Below are 24,402 nucleotides of genomic sequence, written 5' to 3' on the forward strand. Positions count from 1 at the left end.
GTCAGCCCACGCGACGATGCGATGCGGGGATACCGGCGAGGCGGCGAATCTCAGAAACCACCATTTCTGGCGCCTCCACCGGGCTCATGTGGCCGATACCCGCGATCTCGCTGAACGACTCCAGGTTGCCGGACATCTCTAGCCGATCCTTGATCCGGTAGGAGTGCACCGGCGGTGTCAGACGGTCCGCGCTGCCGACGAGGACACCCGTCGGAACAACCAGATTATCCAGTGCATTTGCGATATCCAGACGCCCCAGCACCGTGCCCCACATGCCGCGGACCCGGCGCGGGCAAGCATTCACGATCGTGCGGCAGAATTCGCGCTGCTCCGGAGTTGAAGCGCTTCCCATTGTCGCGTAGCGGAGAATCTCCGACGGCAACAGGCCCGTGGGTACCGGGGCTGATATCAGCGCGTGAACCAGGACCGGACGGCCCGGCACATTCCGGAGCACGGGAGGGATGACCAGTTCCTCGGCCGTCAGGCGGTCTGACGCTGTGCTTAGCAGCAAAGCCGACGAGGCGTAGCGCGCCACTTCCGCCCGGTGCTTGTCTGCCCACGACATGATGGTCATGCCGCCCATGCTGTGGCCGACCAGCACCGCGCGTTCCCCGGGCGCCAGAGACCCCGAAAGGACACTTGAGAAGTCGTCAGCCAGCAGTTCCGGGCTGAGTCTGGCGCGGCCTAGTTCGCTGCGACCATGACCGCGCTGATCGTAGGTGATGATGCGGAACTCGTCCGCAAGTGCATTGATCTGTGGACGCCAGAACTCTGTGGAACACGTCCATCCGTGTGAGAGCACAAGAGGCTGCGCCCCGGGGCGGCCGAACACGCGGACGTGCAGCTTGGTTCCGTCTTTCGAGACGATCGTCTGGTCTGCGGCTGGAGCCGTGATCTCGGAGAAAAGTGTGGGGTTCGACAGCGGGGCCGCATCTGGCAACTGGACGGTGCCATCGCTCCCGGGGACCAGAAGCTTGCGGGCTGAAGCGGAGACTGTTCCCAGTAACGCCTCACGTGCAAGCCCGATGGACGCCAATGGCCGCGTAATTGGGACCGCCCCCATAGCTGGGCCAATCACCGGGAATCTCACCAGATTCACCTCATCGTGTTCGTGGCTCCGGCAGCACTGCCGGCAAGCGCGTCGTTGCGCTTAAGACGTAATCTTTTTACAAAATAGCCCAGTTTGCAAGCCCCCGCGTAGGGTTTTTATAAAATTCGGCCCACAGTGCAGCTTTCGATGGATTTCAAGTTCAGGCATCCACCGGTCAGCGAGTTTGCGAGCCGGACTCGCCTTCTTCAGATTCTCCGTTGAGTGCCGTCGCAGCGCGATTGATTGCCCTGCTGACTTCAATTTCCATAACCTCAGTGAAAAGGACATCTACGATGCGGTTCGCGAGGGGCCGGAGTTTCTTGGACAGTTCCGCAAGCTCCGCAATCCGTTTTTCATCGAGGTGGATTCCTTCAGCTGAGCCAAGCCCGTCGGGCAGGAACGTCTCGGTGATAGAGGAAACGAAGACGCGCGCGACGTCCCGCAAATCATCGCGCACAATCTGCCCTCTCTCGAGAATCTTCTCAAGCGGGACTCCGGAATCCACGAGCGTTTGTGCAATCTCGAGCAACTTCGGGTTTACGGCAGACAACTCGTCGGCGGATGCGGCCAGGGCCCCCTGAACTTTGATACGTTCTGCGGGCGCCGGTGAAACTGGGTCGCCGAATATCTTTCGGAACTCCCCAAGTGTGACCTTTGCTTTTGATCGGAAGAACCCCAGGGGGCCCCGTATATCGTCGGTTTCAAGTATGTCCTCGACGCTCATTCCCTGTTGGGAGGCGAGGAGCAATTCACTGATCGTCGCAAATGTGTAACCGCGTTCAAGCATGCGGATAATCAGCCGCAGGCGCGAGAGATGGGACTCGTTGTACCACCCGGTCCGGCCCTCTTTACGAGGCGGCGGCAGTAATCCACGGTCCTGGTAAACACGCACATTTCGGACACTGATCCCTGCTGCGCGTGCCAGATCGTCGATCCGGTATTCCTTCATCTCCCGCTTTCGCTCACCTCCGCGCTGAACGGAGGGGTTGTGACTATGCCGATCGCTCGGCGCAGTGAGCACCTGCGTGGAGTATACCGCGACCATCTCTTCCGACCGTTTCAACGAACCTCAGATTATGTTGGCTCGCCGCAGAAGGAACTTCGATGGCCCGCCGATTAACCCAACGCTGTCAAGAAACTCGATAGACTTTCGCGATCCTTCGCGGACCTTGCGCTGGTAGTGCGGATTTTCTCGGGCAGCCTTCTTGGCCTCTTTGACATCGAGGCCCGCAGCCTTGTATGCCTCCGGATTAACCAGCTCGGTCACAATGAAGTACGCGGTTATACCAAGGATCAAACGTGCACCTTCGCGCTGGACCCAGTTGACTTCTCGCATCCTGCGGATCGTCTCTTCACGCGCAAATCGAATATGGCGCGCCTCTTCTAGAACGTGGATCTGGCTGACTGCCCGAGTGACGGGCTGCACACGTTCGTCACGCATAAAGTCGCGCTGCATCATGTCGAGGATTTCCTCGGCAAATAGCGTGCCACCGTAAGCCAGCGCGCCCGTAGCTACCGACTTGAACGCGTTAGCAAGGTGCATGACGGCTTTGCCAGGCTTATATGATGGAACACCCATCTTGGTGGCTGCGCGTGCAAACATTGTCGAGTGGCGGCACTCGTCGGCAATTTCGGTAAGCCCGAATTGCACGTGTGAGGTTGATGCGTCTCGCCAGTAAATATCGCGCAGAAGCATCTGCATCAGAATCATCTCGAACCAGATTCCGGTGCCGCTGATGCTCGCAGCCTCATGGTTAGTCAACGTGACCCGCTGCTCAGGAGTCATTCGCTCCCAGAGCTCGGTGCCGTACAAGCTAGACCATTCAGGGGTCATGCCAAACAGCGACGGATCGAGAGGCGCATCCCAATCGATCTCAGTCGCGGGGTCGTACGACTTTCGAGCTGCAGAATCAAGCAGTCGACGGCCTGTTTCTTCGGCGCTAGACTCCGTTGTCCGCACCTGAAGAAAGGCAACATCATCGACGTCCGCGGCGCTGCAGACGCGAGTTGAACCTTCAGTGCAGGCCCCCTCCGCGGGGACACTTCGCCTCTTATCATGGACGATCGACATTGATCACTCCTCAAGGCACCATCGGCGTAAACCGATCAAGCCTCCTCGTTGGGGCTCGCTAGTACCGTACCATTGAGACAATGACCGTTGTCAAGGTTTAAGGTGAAACTTTCGTACGTGTCAGCTACCAGCGGGGGCCGCGCTGAACTTCATCCACGCGAGGGCGTACGTCCGCGAGATAAACACCGATAGCAATCACCGCAACGAAACCCAGCAGGCTCGGCAGATTGAAAACAAACAGCACAAACGTCGACACGCCGAGGATGGCGAGCCACACGGGCTTGGTCAGCTTATCCACAGCCGGAAACGCGTCTGGGCGCTGCCGCACCGCGTGAACGACTGCGAACGCGCCCGCGCCGATCGCGGCGAGGGTCAGGAGCAGCGAAACAAAGGCCTGTATTTGCACACCACCACTCTAGTGGTGGCTGATTGACCGTTCTACACAGCTTGGGCCGTGCCGATTGCCGCGGCCCAAGCTCGTGCAGATTGCGGCTGTTTTACTGCTCTGCGGCTGACTTGCTCTGGCTGCTCCGGCGCGGTGTCGCGGCCCGCTTCGTCGCAGTGCGCCGCGTCGGCGCCTTCTTTACCGTCTCGGCTGTTTCGGCGACTTCTTCCTTCGCCTTCTCTGCAGCATCCGTCGCGGCACCAGCCGCATCCTTCGAAGTGTCTTCGGCTGACTCAGCCGCATCGGCCAACGTCTCCCTGGTTTCGTCGGCAAGATCTGCGACGCGTTCCGCCGCGGCGTCGCGAACCTCAGCAGCTTCCGCCACCACCGTGTCCTTGACATCGGCTACAGTCTCGGCGGCACGTGAAGCCGTTTCAGAAGCAGCGCCCGCAACCTGTGCGGCTTGCTTGCTCGCCGCATCGACTGCCTTCTCGGAACGCGATGCGATTCGCCCGACAGCGCGGGTTGCGAAATCACGAACGAATCGTGAGCGTCGCGTAAGTTCCTCGATCGCCTCTTCGGTGGCTCCAGCTGCCTCCGACAGGCGGGCCTCCAGTACAGGCTGGCGGCGGATCGACTCGATACGGCCCTCCCCGCGCTGCGCCAGTTCCCCGTATGTCCCAGCAGCGTTGTGCAGGTACGACTCCGCCTGCTTGCGCAGGTCGTCCCCATTGATCCGCGCGCGCAACTCGCTCAAGTCACTCGGGACCTGCGACGGCAGCGACGAGATGATCTCCCGGGTGCGCTGCGCCCGCGCCTGTGTGTCCGTCGCTGCAGTGGCCGCACGACCACGGAGATCCTTCACGAATCCCCCGACGGCCTCTACTGCCAAGTCCCCCGCGCCGACAGCCGCGAACAGCGGTGTCTTCACAGATTCGATTGTCCTAGCCATGTGTTGCTCCCCATCAATGTCGACGTGTATGTGCGCCAAGGACAGCACCCCCTATTGAGCACTTACCCCGGGGCGGAGCAAGCAGCGAAGTACAGGTGGCCTACTCCTGGCTGGCCTCGTTCTCATGACAGAACGAGTTATAGATTTCGAGGATGACCTGCTTCTGGCGCTCATTGAGCGTTGCGTCGGCAAGTACCGCGTCGCGCACGGGACTTGACTGCCGCTGTTCGAGAATTCCAGCACGCACATAGAGCGCCTCAGCGGATACCCTCAGCCCCTTAGCAATTTGGCCGAGTACCTCAGCGGACGGTTTACGTAGCCCACGTTCGATCTGACTGAGATAAGGGTTACTGACGCCGGCACGTTCGGCGAGCTGACGGAGCGACACTTGCGCCAGCTCACGCTGCGCACGTATGAAGCTTCCGATGTCCTGCGCCGCGTTGCTGACAACGCGGACCGCCGCAGGTCCCCCAGCCTGGCGCGAGGCGTCAGAGTCCTTCTCTAGATCGGACGCATCCCCGACCTCATTGTCGGTTTCCGCGGAGCGTTCAGGCGAGTCTTGCTCATCGACGCCGCCAGCGGCATCGTCCGCGTCGATGCCGCTCTCTTCGGCAATCAACTCGGAATTATCTTTGGCGCCGTCAAACTCGCCGTCAGCCTGGGCCATCAACTCCACCTTCTGCTCCGGCTACGTGCGTGAGGGTACTCACGTGTGCTAACTGCTGCAAGCACTCACGATAGCTGTGTCGAACATGCAGTGTGATGGTTTTCACACTAGCTACGCAAACAGCAAATGAGTGATGGAGTGGATGGACAAACCAGCCAAGGCTCCGACGACCGTCCCATTGATGCGGATGAATTGAAGATCCCGCCCTACCTGCAGCTCGATCTTGTCGCTCGCTTCATCTGCGTCCCACTTCGCGACGGTATCGCTGATGATGCTCGTGATCTCATGCGCGTAGTTGTCGATGACGTACCCCGCGCCGTCGGTCATCCAGCGCTCAACCTTGGTACGTAACGCCGCATCGTCCTTTAGCCGTTCGCCAAAACTGATCACGGAGTCGCGGATCTTGAGCCGCAGTGTGCTCTTAGGGTCGTCCACCGATTCGAGGATCATCTTTTTCACGAGTGACCATGCCGCGCTTGCGAGACCGGTGACCTCCCGCCGGTTCATCAGTTCTGTTTTGATGCGCTCGGCCTTCGCGATGGTGGTCTCGTCATTCTGCAGATCGTCGGCGAAGTCGAAGAGGAACTGGTTGGCCGCGACGCGGACCTCGTGTTCGGGATCAGACCGGACTTTCCATGCGAACTCCACTAGCTCACGGTGGATCTTCTCTCCGACGAGCAAGTCGACCATCTTCGGGGACCATGTCGGCGAGTCTCTCGTAACGATCCGGTCTATCGTTTCCTGCGACCCGAGCGCCCATTGGTAGGCGCGGTCACAGAGCAACTCGATCACGGGCTGCTGCCTGTTCTCTTTCAGCAGTTCGCCGAGAATCTTTCCAAGTGGCGGTCCCCACTTCGGTTCCGCGATGCGCTTAACCAGCGTGTTGTCGATAACCTGCTGCACGTCCTCATCGCGCAGCACCATCACGAATGCCCGCAGCATCGCAGCTGCCTCTGTCGCGATCCGGTCGGCGTGCGCCGGATCAGCCAGCCACTCCCCGGCCTTTTTGGGCAGTTCCGCAGACTGGAGGCGCTGCGTCACTACGTCGCGCGACAGAAAGTTCGACCCAACGAAAGTGCCGAGGTTCTCGCCAAGCTGATCTTTCTTTTTCTTGATCAGCGCCGTATGCGGAATCGGAAGTCCCATGGGGCGCTTGAAGAGCGCCGTCACGGCAAACCAGTCGGCGAGGCCGCCAACGACGCCAGCCTCTGACGCCGCGCGCAGAAAACTCACCCAGCCGGCGGGGTCTTCTTGCGATTCCAGGTACCTGCAGTACAGATATATCGAAGCGGCCACTGCCAGGAAGGCCAGCGAGAACATCTTCATCTTGCGAAGATCGCGGCGCTTGGCTTCGTCGTTGAGGTCCATCAGCTGCACAGCACCATTGTGACCTATACGAGCAGGCAAGCTCAGGCAGGACGCCTAACGGCAGCGCCGTACCTCCCTGGCCATGCGAAATGACTTCACCACCTGAAATACCGCGCAGCGGCGAGATGGCGAGCCGAAACGGGATTTCAGGTGGCGAAGTCACACGAGGTCGGGCACACCTAGCTCGCGCGCCTCCGGATTCGCCGGGCGGCTGCCACAAGGTTGCGCAGTGATGGCTCGAGCTGCCACCAGTGCCGGGTTTTGAGCCCACCATCGGGATTGGCCCACAGACGTTCGGGTTCAACTGCCTGGACAGCCTTAGTGAGCAATTCATCGATCTCATCGATGTCGGGGATCCGTGCCGAGTGAGTCTCGTAGACGCCTGGCCCAACGCCACGGGTAAGCCCGGCGTTCTGCAACGCGTCGAGCACCCAATACAGGGTCCTAGTCGCGGTAACGAGGTAGGTGACGTCAGCGTCGAGGTCTTCGATCGCTTCCACCACTGCGGCGACACCAGACAGGCCCATGTGCGTGTGGATCTGCGTTTCTGGTTTAACACCCGCGGTCGCGAGCCGGAATGCGTCGACCGCCCACTTCAAGTACTCCTCGCGGCCCTCCATGCGGCGCGGCAAGAGTGTCCGAATCGCAGGTTCGTCGACCTGAATAACCTTGATGCCCGCGGCTTCCAGGTCCGCTACCTCGTCACGGACAGCGAGCGCCAGTTGCATGACCGTTTCCTGAAGTGGCTGGTCTTCTCTGACGAACGAGAAAGCGAGCATCGTTACGGGGCCAGTCAGGATCGCCTTGACCGGCTTGTCCGTAAGCGATTGCGCATAGCCGATCCAGTCGACTGTCATAGGCTTCGGACGCGACACATCACCATAGAGGACTGGCGGTCGGACGCAGCGCGAACCGTAGACCTGCACCCAGCCGTTCCGTGTCACGAGATAGCCTTCAAGCAATTCGGCGAAGTACTGAATCATGTCGTTTCGCTCGACTTCGCCGTGGACCAGTACGTCGAGCCCGATGTCTTCCTGCAGCCGGACGACTGTCTCGATCTCGCTCTTCACCACACCCACGTACTCGTCATACGTGAGCCGGTCTTGACCGAGGTCGTATCGAGCCTGTTTCAGCGCGGCGGACTGGGGATACGAGCCGAGAGTCGTCGTGGGCACGATGGGAAGAGGCAGCGCCTCCTGCTGTGCAACCCTGCGCTTGGCGTACGGGACGCGCTCACGGTCAGCGTCGGTCACCGCGGCGACGCGCTTGCGCACAGCGTCGTCTGGCGGAGCGATGGGCTCGTCACTCGGTGACACCCAGCGCTCTGGTGCGCCATCTTTCAGAGCACGGGCTAGCGCAACCACTTCCCCGACCTTTTGCTTGGCGAACGCGAGGCGATCGGCAACGCTACCGAGCAAATCGAACTCAGAGAGGACGTCCACCGGAACGTGCAGCAGCGTGCACGAGGTGGACACGACGATGTCCGGCACAACTTCCTGAAGTTCCCGGAGGTAGTCGAGCGCGGCCAGTTTGTCGGTTTTCCACACATTCCGTCCGCTGACGACACCCGCATAAATACGCTTGCGCCGGAGTCCTGGAATCTCGGCTAGTTCGGCAGGAGTCTTGCGCGCGGTCACCAGATCCAGCCCGATGGCCTCGACCTTCGTTGCCGCGAGAATCGGGAGGGCAGGGCCGAGATCACCGTACTGACCGGTGACGAGCAGCCGTGGGCGCAGGGGTGAATGCCCGAGTGTTTCGTACGCGCGTTTGAAAGCGTCGAGTTCGTCGTCGGTGCGTTCGAGCGTGAAGTACGGTTCGTCAAGCTGAACGCAGGTCGTGCCTGCGCGCGCTAGGCGCTCGAAGAGATCTTCGTATTTTGTCAGCAGGCTATCGAGCAGATCGAGGGTCTGAAAGCCCTCGCGCGCCTGCGCGGACGCCTTGCTCATCAAGAGGAGGGTGACGGGACCCATGATGACCGGGCGGAGTTCGATACCAGCCTCGTTGCCGCGCTTGATCTCGTCGATGATGTGATCAGCGTTCAGCCCGAACTCGATCTCCGGTTCCAGTTCCGGCTGGCGATAGTAATAGTTGCTGCTAATAAACTTCACGAGCTCGAGCGGCGGGAAGTCGGGCCGGCCGCGAGCCATCGTGAAGTACAGGTCGAGCGGGTTCAGTTCTTCTTCTAGCGCTTTGAACCGTTGCGGAATCGCGCCGAACAGAAACGCTGTGTCAAGGACATGATCGTAGTAAGAGAAGGTGTTCCCCGGCACCTGAGAAAGCCCGGTGGCAGCGAGTTCGCTCCAGGTCTGCTCCTGCAGTTCCCTTCCTGCGGCAACCAGTTCCTCCTGCGAGATGCCACCGCGCCAATACGACTCGAGAGCCCGCTTGAGTTCACGGCGCGGACCGATCCGCGGGTAGCCCAGGATGCTTGAGCGATACTCACTCATGTGGGGGGAACTGGTCATTCCTGCCTTCACCTTTCCTGCGCCGCAGCCCGGCCCGTCCCGAGTGCTGGCGGCCAGTATTTGTGCTCGATGCAACCCTACTGCGCTAAAGGCCGTAAACGACAAGAAGGGGTGCGGTCGTTCGCTGTGGAATAACCGCACCCCTTGATGTTTGAGCGCCCGCTTGGCTGGCTAGCCGATCACTTCGCGGACGGACGGCCGGACGCTGGGTACTGGTAGAACCCGTGCCCTGCCTTCTTGCCCAGCCTGCCCGCCTCAACCATGCGCAGCAGCAGCGGCGGCGGCGAGTACAAAGGCTCCTTGAACTCCTCGTACATCGAGTCCGCGATGGCCTTGATGGTGTCGAGCCCAACCAAGTCGCTCAGCGCGAGCGGCCCCATTGGGTGCGCAAGACCAAGCACGATCGCCTTATCGATGTCCTCCACCGTCGCGAATCCAGATTCGACCATACGAATCGCGGAAAGCAGGTACGGGACAAGGAGGGCGTTGACCACGAAGCCGGAACGGTCCGCAGACCGCACAACCTGCTTGCCGAGCACATCGCGAGCGAACGCTTCCGCACGCTCGGATACGTCGGAACTGGTCATCAAGGTGGTCACCAATTCAACCAGGGGCAGGACCGGCACCGGGTTGAAAAAGTGCATGCCCACTACACGGCTGGAGTTCTTGGTGGCCATGCCCAGCTTCATGATCGGGATGGACGAGGTGTTGGAAGCCAGTACTGCCTTTGGGTCGGTGACGATCTGGTCAAGTTCCCGGAAGACTTCCGTCTTGACCTTCTCCTCCTCGACAACAGCCTCAACGACAAGCTGACGATCAGCGAAATCACCGAGATCGGAGGTGAAGCGGAGTCGCCAGGCGGCCTGCTCCCGCTCACGCTCGGTGATCTTCCCGCTGCTCACACCACGGTCAAGCGACCGGAGAATTCGCGCCCGGCCTGCGGCGGCGAGTTCACGGGTCTGCTCGAACACCAGCACGTCGACGTGTGCGCGAGCGCACACCTCCGCGATACCAGCACCCATCTGGCCGGCGCCGATAACACCCACTCGCGAGATCTTGTCTCCGGCGCCCGGCTTGGCGGCGGGAGTGTCAGCTTGCCCGGTCATCAGTGGAACTGGCCTTCTTCAGTCGACCCCTTGAGGGCTGCGGTGGAGGTGTTCGGGTCCACTGTGGTAGCGATGCGGTCGAAGTAGCCGGCACCAACCTCGCGCTGGTGCTTGGTGGCGGTGTAGCCGCGAGCTTCTGACGCGAACTCGCGCTCCTGCAGGTCAACGTAGGCGGTCATGCCTTCACGGGCATAGCCGTAAGCCAGGTCGAACATGCTGTAGTTGAGTGCGTGGAAGCCCGCGAGCGTGATGAACTGGAACTTGAAGCCCATCGCGCCGAGTTCCTTCTGGAACTTCGCAATCGTCGAGTCGTCGAGGTGCGCCCGCCAGTTGAAGGACGGTGAGCAGTTGTACGACAGCAGCTGGTCTGGGAAGTCAGCCTTCACAGCCTCGGCGAACTTCTTCGCGACCTCGAGGTCCGGAACACCGGTCTCCATCCAGATCATGTCCGCGTACGGTGCGTAAGCCTTCGCGCGGGCGATGCAGGGCTCGATGCCATTCTTGATGTTGTAGAAGCCCTCAGCGGTGCGCTCGCCGGTGATGAACGGGCGGTCACGCTCGTCGACATCAGACGTGATGAGTGTCGCGGCCTCAGCGTCGGTACGAGCGATGACGACGGTTTCCGTGTTGGAAACGTCCGCTGCGAGACGGGCCGAGGTCAGCGTGCGGATGTGCTGCTGGGTGGGGATCAGCACCTTGCCACCGAGGTGGCCGCACTTCTTCTCCGACGCGAGCTGGTCTTCCCAGTGGGTACCAGCGGCGCCCGCGGCAATCATGGCCTTCTGCAGCTCGTAGACGTTCAGCGCGCCACCGAAGCCCGCTTCACCGTCAGCGACGATCGGCACCAGCCAGTTGTCAACTGCCGTGTCACCCTCGACACGCGCGATCTCGTCGGCACGGAGCAGCGCGTTGTTGATGCGGCGAACAACAGCTGGAACTGAGTTTGCCGGGTAGAGGCTCTGGTCAGGGTAGGTGTGACCCGAGAGGTTCGCGTCACCGGCGACCTGCCAGCCGGACAGGTAGATGGCCTTCAGGCCCGCGCGGACCTGCTGAACGGCCATGTTGCCGGTCAGTGCACCAAGAGCGTTGATGTAATCGTCGCTGTTGACGCCTTCCCACAGGATTTCCGCACCGCGGCGAGCCAGCGTGTGCTCTTCTACGACGCTGCCCTGAAGTTCGGCGACCTGCTCAGCGCTGTAGTCGCGGGTGATTCCCTTCCAGCGAGGGTTGGTGTCCCAGTCCTGCTGAATTTCAGCGGCGGTACGTGGCTTACCGACGTTAGACATCGATTCTCCAGTTTCTGTGAGTCTGACCCTTACGAGGCGTGAAGCGGCCCGTGTAAACGGCTCGTTACCGAGTGCTCACACATGTGACCGGCTTCGCATCTTTGTACCTCGGTGGTTCGGTTACTTAACCGACGATGCCACACCATAAAGACGCTGGTCTACCCCTTGCAAGTGCCAATTGTGGCTAGGTTTACGAGGGGTCTTGCAAATTTTGCGAAGAAGCGCCGAGGAGCCGCCGAGAAAAAACAGTACGAGCGTTACGTTAGCGCAGGTGAGCGCAACGGGCCCTCAGTCACCACCTCGGCGCACCGCCCGCAACCCCTCTACGCCAGCCGAGGCACAACACTGGAGCAATGTGAGCACATTCACATTCGACTAGACGGCCGGAATGTGCGCTTGCCACGCGCACCGCTGTGAATATTGCGAACCTGGTCATGGGAATCGGCTAGCAGTCCCGCCAGCCTGCGCATAGCCTGGAACTCGTGGCAAAGACGTTTGTCGGTGCACGCTTGCGGCAACTGAGAGCCGAGCGGGGCCTGAGCCAGGTCGAGCTTGCGAAGATGCTCGACATCTCGGCGAGCTACCTGAACCAGATCGAACATGACGTGCGACCGCTGACCGTCCCCGTTCTGCTGCGGATCACCGAGCTATTCGGAGTCGATGCGACGTTCTTCGCGTCTCAGGACACCACCCGTCTCATCGCCGAAATGCGGGAGGTTCTCCTCGATTCTGAAGTCGGCGTGGATGCCGACGCGCAAGAGGTTGCCAGCCTGGTGCAAACGCACCCCGCAATCGCCCGGGCGGTCGTCAACTTGCACCGCCGCTACCGCAACACGACCTCCCAGCTGGCAGCCGCAACGGAAGACCGGTACAACGACGGCAGCGGATCCGGCGCGATCACGATGCCCCACGAGGAAGTCCGTGACTACGTCTACCAACGGCAGAACTACTTCCACGAACTCGACACCGCCGCCGAGCAGCTGACTGTGCAGATGCGCATGCACCACGCCGACGTGCGGAGGGAGATCGCCCGGCGGCTCGAGCGGGTGCACGGCGTGCAGATCATCAAGCGCATCGACCTTGGGGATTCCGTACTGCACCGCTACCACCCCGAAACCCGGGTGATGGAGATTTCGACACATCTCTCTCCCGGCCAGCAAGTCTTCAAGTTCGCCACCGAGCTCGCGTATCTCGAGTGCGGCGAACTCCTTGATGAGCTTGTGGACGAAGGCAACTTCAGCTCCGACGCCGCGCGACGGCTCGCCCGGGTCAGCCTCGCCAAGTACTTCGCCGCCGCGACGATGCTGCCCTACCGGCAGTTCCACGAGGTGGCTGAGGACTTTAAGTACGACGTTGAGCGGATGTCCGCCTTCTACTCGGTCAGCTACGAATCAATCTGTCACCGACTGTCGACGCTGCAGCGGCCGAACCTCCGCGGAGTGCCGTTCTCTTTCGTGCGGGTAGACCGCGCAGGCAACATGTCGAAACGGCAATCGGCAACGGGGTTTCACTTCTCGTCGACCGGCGGCACATGTCCGCTGTGGAACGTCTACGAGACTTTCGCCTATCCCGGCAAGATCATGCGACAGATCGCCGAAATGCCCGACGGCCGCCGCTACCTGTGGATCGCCAGAACGGTCGAGCGACGGGCCTCGAGGTACGGCGAGCCCGGTAAGACTTTCGCGATCGGACTGGGGTGCGAGCTGCGCCACGCGGGACGCACGGTTTACGCGGATGGCCTTGATATCTCAGATTCCGGCACAGCAACCCCCATTGGAGTGGGCTGCCGGATCTGCGAACGGGATACCTGTCCGCAGCGGGCCTTTCCCGCTATCGGGAAGGACATCGACCTCAACGAACACCGCAGCACCATTTCCCCGTACCTAGTGCGGGAAGATTCGCGGGATCGCGTGCGAGAGCGGATACCGGACGAGGAGTTCGCTCCGCACCTGTGACGGTTCGGGGCCGCGGCGCGCGGATTGTGAGCGTATCGTCATTCGGCCGAGCCTGATCGGTGACCGGATTCGGTACTGCCCCAACATACCGTTACAGCAGGCGCGGAATGCCCGCGCTGAAAGCGGTTTACTGTGAAGGGGTTACGCACATGTTCGGTTCGATTCTCGATATGATCGCGGCGTTCGCGCTGTGGATCAGAGACAACGACGGCACTGGCGACTTCAGCAACTTCGAGATGGTCTTCGACATGTTCGGCGACCTCGCTGGCTCCGTCGATGGTTTCCTCGGCTCCTAAGGGCAGCGTGTGCAAGTTAGCGCGGGTCCCGGCTTCCGGACCCGCGCTAACTCGTTTCTCAGAAATTTTCCCGAAAGTTTCGCTCTGACCCAATCCGTCTGAACTCATGCTCCGAAGACTGTGTGTAAGGCAGTTCACACCTTCACCCCGATGGAGATGGCATGTCTCAGACGGCAGTATCAACACACCATCGCGTTACACGCCGCCTCGCTCTCGCTGCGAGCGGCGCCCTGATAGCCGGCTCGGCGTCACTACTGGGTGCGACGACAGCAGCAGCCGCGCCCGTGGAGTGTCCGGCGGTTCCGGGAACGGGCCCGGCAGCAACCTCTGCCACATCATCATGTTCTGCGACCGCAGACGATTCGAGCGCGGCAGCAGCATTTGGCTTTGACGGAAACGCCGCAGCGGCCGGAGAAATGTTCGGACTTTCCCTGGCGATTGCGGCGGATGGTGGTACCGCGACGAGCGCGGCGACCAACTTCTCAGGCCCCGCTGCCATTGCCATCGGCGATGGTGCAACGGCGGAAACGTGGGGCCTCAACCCGGGGCTTTCAATCGGAATCGCAGGACCGAGTGCCACTGTCATGGTCTCCGGAACCGCCGCGCCCCAGTGCATGGGCGGGCTTGCGTTCGCGGGTGATTTCCAGACAGGTAAAGGCTGCTTTTCCGACGGGATGAGCACCGTCCCTCTGGGCTGACCTAGTCTTCGGGTGCCGCCCCACTGCCCGCCCCACCGGGTGACGGCACCCGATGGTCGTCGTGCGACCCCGGGCCCAGCCCCAGTGAGCCGCCCCCGCACACCGCCATCCATCGCGGGGGTTGCGGGCTGCGGCCCGGAGGGTTCACGACGATAGTGGCGGGCGCTGTGTGCTTCACCCAGCGCCCGTCACACTTCCTTTTCGCCCACTTTGGGACTGTTTACCACCCGGTAACAGTGATTCACCTCACCGTGACAACTGGTCACTTGACCGAAACAGGCACTCAATACCGTTCCCCAGGACTGGCTTCAACGTGGCGCCCTCACGGCGTCACCGAAAGCTCCCGACGAACGGAACGAAAGGTGTGCCGATGAGGTTGTCCAGGCGCATGATCGCTGCCCCCACCGCACTGGTAGCGATCGGTCTACTTCTCACGGCGTGCGGCAGCCGTGCTGGCGATGAAGCGGCTGCCAGCGCGGAATCGTGCGTGGATACAAGTGGTGACACAATCAAGGTTGGGTCCCTGAACTCGCTCTCGGGCACGATGGCGATCAGCGAGGTCACCGTTCGCGACTCGATCCGCCTCGCGGTGGAAGAAATCAACGCTGACGGTGGCGTCCTCGGCAAGCAGATTCAGGTCGTCGGTGAAGATGGCGCGTCCGACCCCGCCACATTCGCCGAGAAGGCGGAAAAGCTGATCCGCCAGGACTGTGTGGCAGCAGTCTTTGGTGGCTGGACCTCCGCAAGCCGTAAAGCGATGCTGCCGGTCTTCGAGGACAACAATTCCCTGCTCTACTACCCCGTCCAATATGAGGGTCTCGAAGCCTCCCCGAACATCTTCTACTCCGGCGCTACCACGAACCAGCAAATCGTCCCAGCCCTTGATTACTTGAAAGAACAGGGCACAGAATCGCTGTACCTCGTGGGCAGCGACTATGTGTTCCCGCGCACGGCAAACTCTGTGATCAAGGCCTATGCCGAAGCGAATGGAATCGAGATCCTCGGTGAGGACTACACCCCGCTGGGTTCAACCGACTTCTCGACCATCGTCAACAAAGTCCGCACCGCTGGAGCAGATGCGGTCTTCAACACCCTGAACGGTGACTCCAACGTCGCCTTCTTCCGCGAGTACTCCAACGCGGGCCTCACTGCCGAAGCGATGCCGGTCGTCTCAGTGTCCATTGCGGAGGAAGAGGTCGGCGGCATCGGTGTGCAGAACATCGAGGGCCAGCTGACCGCGTGGAACTACTACCAGACCGTCGACACTCCGGAGAACCAGACATTCGTTGCTGCGTACAAGGAGCGATTCGGCGACAATAAGCCGACCTCCGATCCGATGGAAGCCGCGTACACCTCGGTCTACCTCTGGAAGGAATCAGTCGAGCAGGCTGAATCATTCGACGTCGCCGACGTACAGGCTGCGGCAGGTGGAGTGTCCTTCGCTGCGCCCGAAGGCACCGTGACGATCAATGGCGACAACAACCACATCACCAAGACGTCACGCATCGGCGTGATCAACAGTGACGGACTCATCGACACCGTGTGGGAGTCCGACGGCCCGATCGATCCGGACCCCTACCTCGAGTCGTACGAGTGGGCTGAAGGCCTGTCCGGCAACTGATGCCCCAACTGATTTAGCGGCCTGGGGCCCGTGCCTGACAGGTACAGGCCCCAGCGTGCGGCCACAAGTCAGTTCTCACACGAAAGGTTGGTGTCGATGGACGTTTTAGCCAGCCAGCTCTTCACCGGGCTCAGCATCGGTTCGATCTTGCTTCTGATCGCGCTGGGCCTCTCCCTCACGTTCGGCCAGATGGGCGTCATCAACATGGCGCATGGTGAGTTCATCATGGCCGGGTCGTACACCGCATTCGTTGTTCAACAAGTTATTTCGAGTGCCGGGGTGTCGCTGTTCGTGTCGCTGATTGTCGGTTTCTGCGTCGGCGGCACGATGGGCGTAATACTCGAAGCGACCCTGCTTAAACGCATGTATCACCGGCCGCTGGACACGTTGCTCGTCACGTTCGGTGTCGGGCTGATCCTGCAGCAGGTAGCGCGGGACATCTTCGGCGCTCCCGCCGTCAACGTCGCCACACCAGAGTTTCTGCGCGGCAACATCGAAGTACTCGGCGTCGTGCTAACGAAATCACGCCTGTTCATCCTGATTCTCGCCATTGTGTGCGTTGCCGTTCTCGCCGCAGCGCTGAAGTACACCTCCATAGGGCGCCGGATCCGCGCGGTCGTTCAGAACCGTGACCTTGCTGAAGTGAGCGGAATCTCAAGCCGGCGCACCGACCTCACGACCTTCTTCATCGGCTCTGGTCTCGCTGGAGTAGCTGGGGTCGCGCTGACACTGATCGGATCAACAAGCCCGACGATTGGTCAGAGCTACATCGTCGACGCGTTCCTGGTCGTCATCGCTGGTGGTCTCGGACAGATTCGCGGGGCGGTGATCGCTGCGTTCGCGCTGGGAGTGCTGCACTCGGTAATCGAATACTCCACCACCGCGAGCATCGCGAAAGTCTTGGTGTTCGTTGCGATCATCATCTTCCTGCAAGTTCGGCCGCAGGGCCTCGTCAGCGTCAAGACTAGGAGCCTCGTATGATCAGCACTTTGGTCAAGGATTCCCCCGACGCCGCGAAGCCGAAGATCCCGAAAGCTGAGCGGTCGTGGTTCGAGCGCTACGGCGTAGCCCTCGGATTCGCAGCTGGCGCTCTGATGTTGTTCGTCGTCGCACCTGCCTTGCTGAGCGATTTCCGCCTCAATCTGCTTGGCAAGTTCTTGTGCTTCGCCATCGTCGCTGTTGGCATCGGTCTGGCGTGGGGCCGCGGTGGAATGCTCACCCTCGGGCAGGGCGTGTTCTTCGGACTCGGCGCTTATATGATGGCCATGCACATGAAGCTCGCCGACGCAGAAATCCGCGACGGTTCGGGAGCACTGCCCGACTTCATGCAACTCGGCGGACAGCGTGACCTACCCGGCTTCTGGCTCCCATTCACGAGCCCATTCGCGACGTTGCTGATGATTCTGACCATCCCGCCGTTGCTGGCGCTGCTGCTCGGTATGGGTATCTTCAAGCGGCGGGTGAAGGGCGCGTACTTTGCAATCCTCAGCCAGGCACTCGCTGCGGCATTTGCCATATTGCTTATCAGTCAGCAGAACACGCTTGGCGGCTCGAACGGCATAAGTTACTTCCGCACCTGGTTCGGCTTCACGCTGAATGATCCGGTCAATAAGCAAATGCTCTATTTCATCGCCGCCGGTACGTTGCTGGTGGTCATGTTCATCACCCGGCAGCTGATGAACAGCCGGTACGGCGAATTACTCGTCGCCGTGCGGGACCAGGAGGAGCGCGTCCGCTTCCTCGGCTACGACCCCGCGAACATCAAGCTGGTCGCTTACGTCGTCGCGGCCTTGTGGGCATCGATCGCGGGAGCGCTGTTCGTCCCGATCGTCGGCATCATCACCCCGCAAGACGTCGGTGTTCTCGCCTCGATCGCATTCATCATCGGTGTCGCGATTGGTGGCCGCACCACCCTGCTCGGACCAGTGCTAGGTGCAATCGCTGTCGCCTGGGCGCAGACGACGTTGTCGGAGCAGTTCCCGTCCGCGTGGACGTACGCCCAGGGCGCACTGTTCGTGCTTGTCGTCGGGTTCCTGCCCGGCGGGATCGCGTCGTTGTTCCTGCTTCGTCGGCGCAAGAAGCAGAAGGAGGGCACCCCGTGACAACTGCCACACATGCACCCGCCTACGGCGGCAACGTCGGTATGGGGTCCGAGTACCTAGAGATCTCGGACCTGACTGTCGACTTCGACGGATTCAAAGCGGTTTCCGGCGTGAACATGACGCTGCTGCAGGGAGATCTGCGCTTCCTGATCGGCCCCAACGGCGCCGGAAAGACAACGCTGGTAGATGCCATTACAGGCCTTGTCTCCGCCACCGGTTCGGTCCAGAAGTCTGGTGTTGAACTGATCGGCAAGCGGGCACACAAGATTGCCCGCCTCGGTGTCGGCCGCACGTTTCAGACCGCGAGTGTCTTTGAGAACCTGACGGTCCTGCAGAATCTCGATATCGCTGCGGGAGCACGGCGTTCAGCGCTCGCGCTGCTCCGTACCCGGAGGGGCGTGGAGGCGAAGATCGACGAGGCGCTCGACATCATCGGTCTCAGCGGGTTGCGCGACGAACCCGCGGGGGTTCTCGCGCACGGGCAGAAGCAGTGGCTCGAAATTGGCATGCTGCTCGTCCAGAATTCGACTGTTCTGCTGCTCGACGAACCTGTGGCTGGCATGAGCCATGAGGAACGTGAGGAAACCGGAAACCTGCTTCGCCGCATCGGGGGTGAGCGGACTGTCGTCGTTGTTGAGCACGACATGGATTTCATGCGGCAGTTCGCTACTTCGGTGACAGTGCTGCACGGCGGAAAAGTGCTGAGCGAGGGCACCGTGGCCGAAGTACAGGCCGACCCCAAGGTCCAGCAGGTTTACCTCGGAACAGCCGCCGCGGCTGGCACCGAACTTGAGGAGGGTGACGATGCTTGAGCTGAAGGGCGTCCACACTGGCTACGGCAAAACCACCGTCATCCACGACGTGTCGATCGAGGTCCCGACGGACGGGGTTGTGGCGATCATGGGCCACAACGGGGCCGGGAAAACGACTCTGCTTCGCACCGCAGTCGGGCTGCTTAAAGCTAGCAAAGGCAGCGTCCACTTCGACGGTGAGGACGTCACCTCGATGCGACCCAGCGCCCGGGTCATGCGCGGGCTTGCGTATGTTCCGCAGGGCCAGCAGTCGTTCGGCCAATTGACGACGATGGAGAATCTTCAGGTTGTCGCGGATGGGCGAGCCCGCGGCAAGGAGCTCATCGACGAATCGTTGGATATGTTTCCCGCGCTGAAGGAGCTTCTCACGAGGCGTGCTGGGCTGCTTTCCGGTGGTCAGCGGCAGCAGCTCGCTATCGCGCGAGCACTGATCACGGAGCCCCGGATGCTGATCCTCGACGAACCCACGGAGGGCATTCAGCCTTCGGTTGTTCAGGAGATCGAGGAAAAGATCCTCACGCTCACGCAGCGGGGCGGGCTGGGTGTGCTGCTAGTGGAACAGCACATCGGGTTCGCGTTGCGCGCTGCGAGTAGGTATTACGTCCTGGAAGCCGGCCGCGTCACTGCATCTGGCCCGGGCGGTACGGCAGCGGCCCACGAGGTTCGGGCTGCCATGACGATCTGATAAGCGCCTGCGCTGCGCCCAGGTGCCCTGCTGAGGTGTCATCTGGGCGCACATTTCGCTCAGCAATTTCTATCGTGTGACAGATAAGGAGTGAGTGCCATGTCACCGACACCCCAAGACCGAGTCCTTCGAGCCTACGAACGCATCGCGGAGACGGATCGCCCAGAGGTCTGGATTCACCTGCGCCCAATTGGGGATGTGCTTGCGGAGGCCGCGGCAGTAGACTCCGCGCTTCCGCTCGCAGGAACGGTGTTCGCCGTCAAGGACAACATCGACGTAGCCGGGCTGCCTACTACAGCAGCGTGCCCAGAGTTCGCCTACACCCCAGAGCGCTCCGCGACTGGAGTTCAGCGGCTGGTCGATGCGGGGGCGCTCGTGCTCGGCAAAACGAACCTCGACCAGTTCGCTACCGGCCTCGTCGGCACGCGAAGCCCCTACGGTGCGTGCCGGAATGCGCACCACCCTGAGCGAATCGCAGGAGGTTCGAGTTCAGGGTCCGCAGTCGCAGTGGCACTTGGGATTGCGGACTTCGCGCTGGGGACAGACACGGCAGGGTCGGGACGTGTGCCAGCAGCCCTGAACGGAATCGTCGGTATGAAGGCCACGCTGGGCCTGATCCCGGCAGACGGCGTTGTCCCAGCATGCCCCTCATACGACTGTCTGACCGCGTTCGCGCCGACACTCGCCGATACGGTGCGCGTCATGCGGACCATGGCGGGGCCTTCACCAAGGGACCCAGCATCACGGCAATGGCCTCCAGATGCCCGTCTCGCAGCACCGCTGACGCCCAACATAGCAATACCGTCCGAGAAGGATCTGAGCCTGCTTTCGCGCGAGGCGCGTGAGTGTTTCGCCGCGGCGGTGACACAGCTCGAAGCTGCTGGCGCGAGAGTGTCGGCGATCGATATTTCCACGTTCCTCAGTGCCGCCAGACTGCTCTACGATGGGGCGCTCGTCGCGGAACGCTATGCGTCATTCGGTGAGTTCGTGACCGGCGCAGGCGTGACCGCCGACGCGTCAGTCCAGCAGATTGCGGCCAAGGCGCAGCACGTCACGGGCGCGCAACTGGCACGCGACCAACAGCACCTGCGCGGCGTAAAGCTCCAGACGCAGGCACTGCTCGAGGGGTTCGATGCGATGCTCCTTCCCACAGCGCCCACGCACCCCACCCTCGCCGAAGTTGCCGCTGACCCGCTCGGCGTCAACGCCATGATGGGGACCTATACCAACTTTCTGAACTTGCTCGACATGGCTGCGGTCGCCGTGCCAGCAGGTGCGGCGGACGGCGGACTCTTCGGTGTCAGCGTCGTAACGCGAGCTTTCGACGATCAAGCGGCAATTGATATTGCGTCTCTGATAACCGGCACCGAGCCGGGGATCCTCACCGAAACCGGCGCCGAGGTGGCTGTTTTTGGCGCACACATGCGCGGCTTCCCGCTGAATCATGAGCTTCTGGATGCTGGGGCGCGGTTCGTCAGCGATGTGCGAACCGCCGCCGCTTATCAGATGTTCGCTCTGCCTGGACCTATCGCCAAGCCCGCAGTAATCCGGGCAGCCGACGGTGTGAGCCTCAGGGGCGAACTATGGCGGCTCCCGCACGCAGGTCTCGGGCGTTTCCTTGCGGCACTTCCCCGCCCAATGACACTGGGCAAAACTGAACTCGAGGACGGAAGGTGGGTAGTCGGATTCGGCTGCAGCGAACCCGAGGGTAACGACATTTCTGGATACGGGGGCTGGGCGGCGTATCAAACCCCATCCGCGCGTGCACACAGATGAACTGCGTCGCGCGCACGCTCCCGGCACGTATGGTGGGGGCGTGACGGGGAAACTCGATAAGAAGCTCAGTGGCCGCCGCATACTCATCACCGGCGCGGCACGGGGAATCGGCGCGGCACTTGCTCAGCGCCTCTCTGACCGGGGCGCGCATGTCGGCCTGATCGGCCTCGAACCCGATCTGCTTGAAGGCGTCGCCACGCAGTGCGGCGGCGCACCGTGGCACGAATGCGATGTCGCGAAGCTAGAAAGCGTTCACGCTGCTGTCGATTCGGTTCGTACACGCCTGGACGGCATCGATGTGGTCGTCGCGAACGCCGGCATCGCGGCACAGTTGCCGCTGATCGAGGGTGATCCCGAAATCTTCCGCCGCACTATCGAAGTCAACCTCACTGGCGCCTACAACACCATCTACGCCGCAGCGCCCCACATCGCAGGCAAGCGCGGTTACTTTCTCCTCGTTTCCTCCCTCGCTGCTGTCATCAACTTGCCCCTGGTCGGCGCGTACAGCGCGTCCAAGGCGGGCGTAGAAGCGCTCGGCAATACCCTCCGGACTGAACTCCACCCGACCGGCGCCCGCGTAGGGGTAGCGTATTTCGGCAGGATCGACACCGACATGACAAGCCGCGGGTTCGGCACTGACGCGGCGCACGCGCTGACGAAATCGTCACATCTGCCAGGAGTGGCCCCCCTCGAATCAGCGATTACGGCGCTCGAAAGAGGAATCGCTAGCCGCGCAAGGGTCATCGCAGCGCCTTCGCATGCGAAGCCACTACGCTACGTACGGCCGCTCGCCCAGCGCGTGGTCGACCTTACGGTGCGGCGTAACGTTGCCGCTGCCCTCGAGGTGGCCCGAACTGAGCGGGCGCCGCTCACGACCCCGCAACCTGAGTAGGAGAACTGTGACGATGAAGCCCCGGATTTCGCCTGGTTCCCTCGCCGAACTCGGCCCAGCCAACTGGGGGTTCAGCCGTCTCGCGTCACAGGTGATGCGCGTCGACGACGTGCATCTCTTCAGCACGCTTGGCCAGGCGCGCGGACTCTTCCGCGCGTGGCTGATGTTCTCGGCACGGCTTATGCCCTTCGGCTCGATTCCCCGGTACGAGGTGGAAATGGCGATTCTGCGAATCGCCTATTTGCGCGGCTGCGACTACGAGTATGACCATCACGAACGCCTCGGAAAGCGCGCGGGGCTCAGCCCCGCGATCATCGATCGCATCGAGCGTGGGCCGTCTGCTCCTGGGTGGTCAGTTCGTCACGCCGCTCTGTTAACAGCAGTGGACCAGGTCATACAAACTAAAGATATCGATGATGAGACCTGGGAACGACTGAGCCGGTTCTACAAGACGCGTGAGCTGATCGAAATCGTCATGCTCATCGGTCAATATGACGCACTCGCAACGACAATCCGCGTGCTGCGCATCGAACGTGACCACAAGCGCGGTGCGCTAGCACCGAAGTAGCCCAAACGATGTGGAGGGGTACGCTGCCCCATTCGTGAGCAGCGCACCCCTCCACAGTCGGTTGTCTAGAAGTTGATCATGTGTCCCGCGAGGCCGTGAATCGCTTCCTGGAGCGCTTCGCTGAGAGTCGGGTGCGTGTGCACGTTCCGTGCCAATTCGTTCACCGTCAGGTCCCACTTCTGCGCGAGAGTCAGCTCGGGAAGAAGTTCGGACACGTCCGGGCCGATCAGGTGCCCGCCGAGGAGTTCACCGTACTTCTTGTCAGCGATGAGCTTCACAAAGCCGGTCGTATCCCCCAAGCCATGCGCCTTGCCGTTAGCCATGAACGGGAAGGTCGCGACCTTGATGTCGTAACCTTCATCCTTGGCCTGCTGCTCGGTGAGCCCGAAGCTCGCAACCTGAGGCTGGCAGAAGGTAGCGCGCGGCATCATCCGGTAGTCACCGAGCTCGAGCGTCTCGGCATCACCGATCGTTTCCGCGGCCACGACGCCCTGCGCCTCTGCAACGTGTGCGAGCATCAATTTGGCGGTGACGTCGCCGATCGCATAGATGTGCGGCACGTTCGTACGCATGCGCGCGTCGATTTCGATCGCCCCACGATCGGTGAGCTCTACACCCGTGTTTTCGAGCCCGAAACCCTTCACGCGCGGACCGAATCCGACTGCCTGAAGCACCTTGTCGACCGTAACGGTTTCGGTCTTCTCGGTCTTGTTGTCCTTGATCTTCACCGTGACGGACGAACCGTCGTCCTCGATGCTCTGCACCGAAGCGCCTGTCTTGACCTTGACGCCGAGCTTCTTGTACGTCTTCTCGATTTCCTTCGAGACGTCCGCATCCTCATTTGGCAGCGCGCGGTCGAGGAACTCAACGATGGTGACGTCGACACCATAGTTGGCGAGCACGTAGCCGAACTCCATACCGATCGCGCCAGCACCGACGATGACGATCGACCCCGGCAGGTCCCGAGTCATGATCTGTTCTTCGTAGGTCACAACGTTCTCGCTGAGCTCCGTGCCCGGCAGCAACTTGGTTTCGGTACCAGTCGCGATGATCGCGTTGTCGAACGTGACCTCTTCAGTCCCGCCCTTAGACAACTCGACAGAAATCGTGTGATCATCCGTGAAGGAGCCGCGCCCTTCATATTCGGTGATCTTGTTTTTCTTCATGAGGAAGTGGACACCCTTGACCCGGCCGTCAGCGACCTTACGGCTCCGGTCGTAGGCAGCTCCGAAATCGAGCTTCACTTCTCCCTCGATGCCAAATACCTTGGCTTCTTTAGTAATGAGGTGGGCGAGTTCGGCGTTGCGCAGCAGCGCCTTCGACGGGATACAGCCCACGTTGAGGCAGACCCCACCCCAGTACTTCTCTTCCACAATCGCAGTTTTAAGTCCTAGTTGCGCACAGCGGATCGCCGCTACGTACCCACCAGGTCCAGCTCCGAGAACAACAACGTCATAATGTGCAGCCACGCTACAAAATCGTAGTCGTGTGCCCAGTCGCTGTCCTGAGTTGGGTCGGATTTACTGATGTGGGATCGCGCATACGGTCACAATCGGGACAATCGTCAGCGACTCAATTCACAGTGGTCCATACTGACCTCAGTCTCA

General features: G+C 61.3%; 22 protein-coding genes. 11 read left to right on the plus strand and 11 right to left on the minus strand.

Translation table 11 applies throughout. From position 1 onward, the window contains the following. Window position 1 precedes the first annotated feature (1 nt). From FHU29_RS09545 to aceA, 10 genes are all read right to left on the minus strand, one after another. Window positions 2-1,090 carry an alpha/beta fold hydrolase gene (locus tag FHU29_RS09545; protein WP_232323011.1) on the minus strand — a complete coding sequence of 363 codons (1,089 nt, stop codon included), beginning with the start codon at window positions 1,088-1,090 and terminating at the stop codon, window positions 2-4. A gap of 175 nt (window positions 1,091-1,265) precedes the next feature. Further along, on the minus strand, window positions 1,266-2,111 hold the full coding sequence (locus FHU29_RS09550; RefSeq protein WP_232323012.1) for a MerR family transcriptional regulator: 846 nt from the start codon (window positions 2,109-2,111) through the stop codon (window positions 1,266-1,268). Window positions 2,112-2,159: 48 nt separating this feature from the next. Next, entirely contained in the window at window positions 2,160-3,161 is a 1,002-nt protein-coding gene (locus FHU29_RS09555; RefSeq protein WP_221194902.1) for an AurF N-oxygenase family protein, read from the minus strand. Between the two features lie 124 nt (window positions 3,162-3,285). Continuing rightward, complete coding sequence (locus tag FHU29_RS09560; RefSeq protein ID WP_013805414.1) at window positions 3,286-3,567, minus strand: DUF2516 family protein; 282 nt, start codon at window positions 3,565-3,567, stop codon at window positions 3,286-3,288. A gap of 91 nt (window positions 3,568-3,658) precedes the next feature. Next, entirely contained in the window at window positions 3,659-4,498 is an 840-nt protein-coding gene (locus FHU29_RS09565; protein WP_064441227.1) for a hypothetical protein, read from the minus strand. A 100-nt stretch (window positions 4,499-4,598) separates the two neighbouring features. Next, on the minus strand, window positions 4,599-5,096 hold the full coding sequence (locus FHU29_RS22885; RefSeq protein ID WP_423785874.1) for a helix-turn-helix domain-containing protein: 498 nt from the start codon (window positions 5,094-5,096) through the stop codon (window positions 4,599-4,601). 180 nt (window positions 5,097-5,276) lie between these two features. Then, window positions 5,277-6,533 (minus strand): DUF445 domain-containing protein, encoded by a 1,257-nt coding sequence (locus tag FHU29_RS09575; RefSeq protein WP_064441229.1) that lies wholly within the window; start codon window positions 6,531-6,533, stop codon window positions 5,277-5,279. Window positions 6,534-6,712: 179 nt separating this feature from the next. Further along, window positions 6,713-8,998 carry a 5-methyltetrahydropteroyltriglutamate--homocysteine S-methyltransferase gene (metE, locus tag FHU29_RS09580; protein ID WP_064441230.1) on the minus strand — a complete coding sequence of 762 codons (2,286 nt, stop codon included), beginning with the start codon at window positions 8,996-8,998 and terminating at the stop codon, window positions 6,713-6,715. 179 nt (window positions 8,999-9,177) lie between these two features. Further along, window positions 9,178-10,104, minus strand: a complete 927-nt coding sequence (locus FHU29_RS09585) for a 3-hydroxybutyryl-CoA dehydrogenase (protein ID WP_064441231.1) — start codon at window positions 10,102-10,104, stop codon at window positions 9,178-9,180. After that, the gene (aceA, locus tag FHU29_RS09590) at window positions 10,104-11,390 is read right to left on the minus strand and encodes an isocitrate lyase (protein WP_064441232.1); all 1,287 of its coding nucleotides are present in this window, start codon (window positions 11,388-11,390) and stop codon (window positions 10,104-10,106) included. The genes FHU29_RS09585 and aceA overlap by 1 nt, the downstream gene beginning before the upstream one ends. A gap of 482 nt (window positions 11,391-11,872) precedes the next feature. Here aceA and ramB point away from each other — a divergent pair, with 482 nt between their 5' ends. The 11 genes from ramB to FHU29_RS09645 all read left to right on the plus strand — a co-directional run bounded on the left by ramB (window position 11,873) and on the right by FHU29_RS09645 (window position 22,795). After that, complete coding sequence (gene ramB, locus FHU29_RS09595) at window positions 11,873-13,345, plus strand: acetate metabolism transcriptional regulator RamB (RefSeq protein ID WP_064441233.1); 1,473 nt, start codon at window positions 11,873-11,875, stop codon at window positions 13,343-13,345. Window positions 13,346-13,494: 149 nt separating this feature from the next. Next, on the plus strand, window positions 13,495-13,641 hold the full coding sequence (locus tag FHU29_RS09600; RefSeq protein WP_013805406.1) for a hypothetical protein: 147 nt from the start codon (window positions 13,495-13,497) through the stop codon (window positions 13,639-13,641). A 161-nt stretch (window positions 13,642-13,802) separates the two neighbouring features. Further along, window positions 13,803-14,339 (plus strand): DUF6764 family protein, encoded by a 537-nt coding sequence (locus FHU29_RS09605; protein WP_064441234.1) that lies wholly within the window; start codon window positions 13,803-13,805, stop codon window positions 14,337-14,339. Between the two features lie 370 nt (window positions 14,340-14,709). Continuing rightward, window positions 14,710-15,960 carry an urea ABC transporter substrate-binding protein gene (gene urtA, locus FHU29_RS09610; RefSeq protein ID WP_157095253.1) on the plus strand — a complete coding sequence of 417 codons (1,251 nt, stop codon included), beginning with the start codon at window positions 14,710-14,712 and terminating at the stop codon, window positions 15,958-15,960. A 96-nt stretch (window positions 15,961-16,056) separates the two neighbouring features. Next, window positions 16,057-16,941, plus strand: coding sequence for an urea ABC transporter permease subunit UrtB (gene urtB / locus FHU29_RS09615; RefSeq protein WP_064441236.1), 885 nt, complete (start codon window positions 16,057-16,059; stop codon window positions 16,939-16,941). A gap of 113 nt (window positions 16,942-17,054) precedes the next feature. Beyond that, window positions 17,055-18,062 (plus strand): urea ABC transporter permease subunit UrtC, encoded by a 1,008-nt coding sequence (gene urtC, locus FHU29_RS09620; RefSeq protein ID WP_064441269.1) that lies wholly within the window; start codon window positions 17,055-17,057, stop codon window positions 18,060-18,062. Window positions 18,063-18,103: 41 nt separating this feature from the next. Beyond that, window positions 18,104-18,874: an urea ABC transporter ATP-binding protein UrtD gene (gene urtD / locus FHU29_RS09625; protein ID WP_064441270.1), complete on the plus strand. Its 771-nt coding sequence runs from the start codon at window positions 18,104-18,106 to the stop codon at window positions 18,872-18,874. Then, entirely contained in the window at window positions 18,867-19,559 is a 693-nt protein-coding gene (gene urtE / locus FHU29_RS09630) for an urea ABC transporter ATP-binding subunit UrtE (protein WP_064441237.1), read from the plus strand. The genes urtD and urtE overlap by 8 nt, the downstream gene beginning before the upstream one ends. Window positions 19,560-19,658: 99 nt before the next feature. Then, window positions 19,659-21,335, plus strand: a complete 1,677-nt coding sequence (gene atzF / locus FHU29_RS09635; RefSeq protein ID WP_064441238.1) for an allophanate hydrolase — start codon at window positions 19,659-19,661, stop codon at window positions 21,333-21,335. 40 nt (window positions 21,336-21,375) lie between these two features. Beyond that, window positions 21,376-22,227: an SDR family NAD(P)-dependent oxidoreductase gene (locus FHU29_RS09640; RefSeq protein ID WP_064441239.1), complete on the plus strand. Its 852-nt coding sequence runs from the start codon at window positions 21,376-21,378 to the stop codon at window positions 22,225-22,227. Between the two features lie 13 nt (window positions 22,228-22,240). Continuing rightward, window positions 22,241-22,795 (plus strand): carboxymuconolactone decarboxylase family protein, encoded by a 555-nt coding sequence (locus tag FHU29_RS09645; RefSeq protein WP_064441240.1) that lies wholly within the window; start codon window positions 22,241-22,243, stop codon window positions 22,793-22,795. 65 nt (window positions 22,796-22,860) lie between these two features. Here the strand turns inward: FHU29_RS09645 and lpdA are convergent, their stop codons facing one another. Beyond that, complete coding sequence (lpdA, locus tag FHU29_RS09650; RefSeq protein ID WP_013805396.1) at window positions 22,861-24,264, minus strand: dihydrolipoyl dehydrogenase; 1,404 nt, start codon at window positions 24,262-24,264, stop codon at window positions 22,861-22,863. Window positions 24,265-24,402 lie beyond the last annotated feature (138 nt).

Origin of the sequence: Hoyosella altamirensis, assembly GCF_014191505.1 — a bacterium.
Classification (GTDB): domain Bacteria; phylum Actinomycetota; class Actinomycetes; order Mycobacteriales; family Mycobacteriaceae; genus Hoyosella; species Hoyosella altamirensis.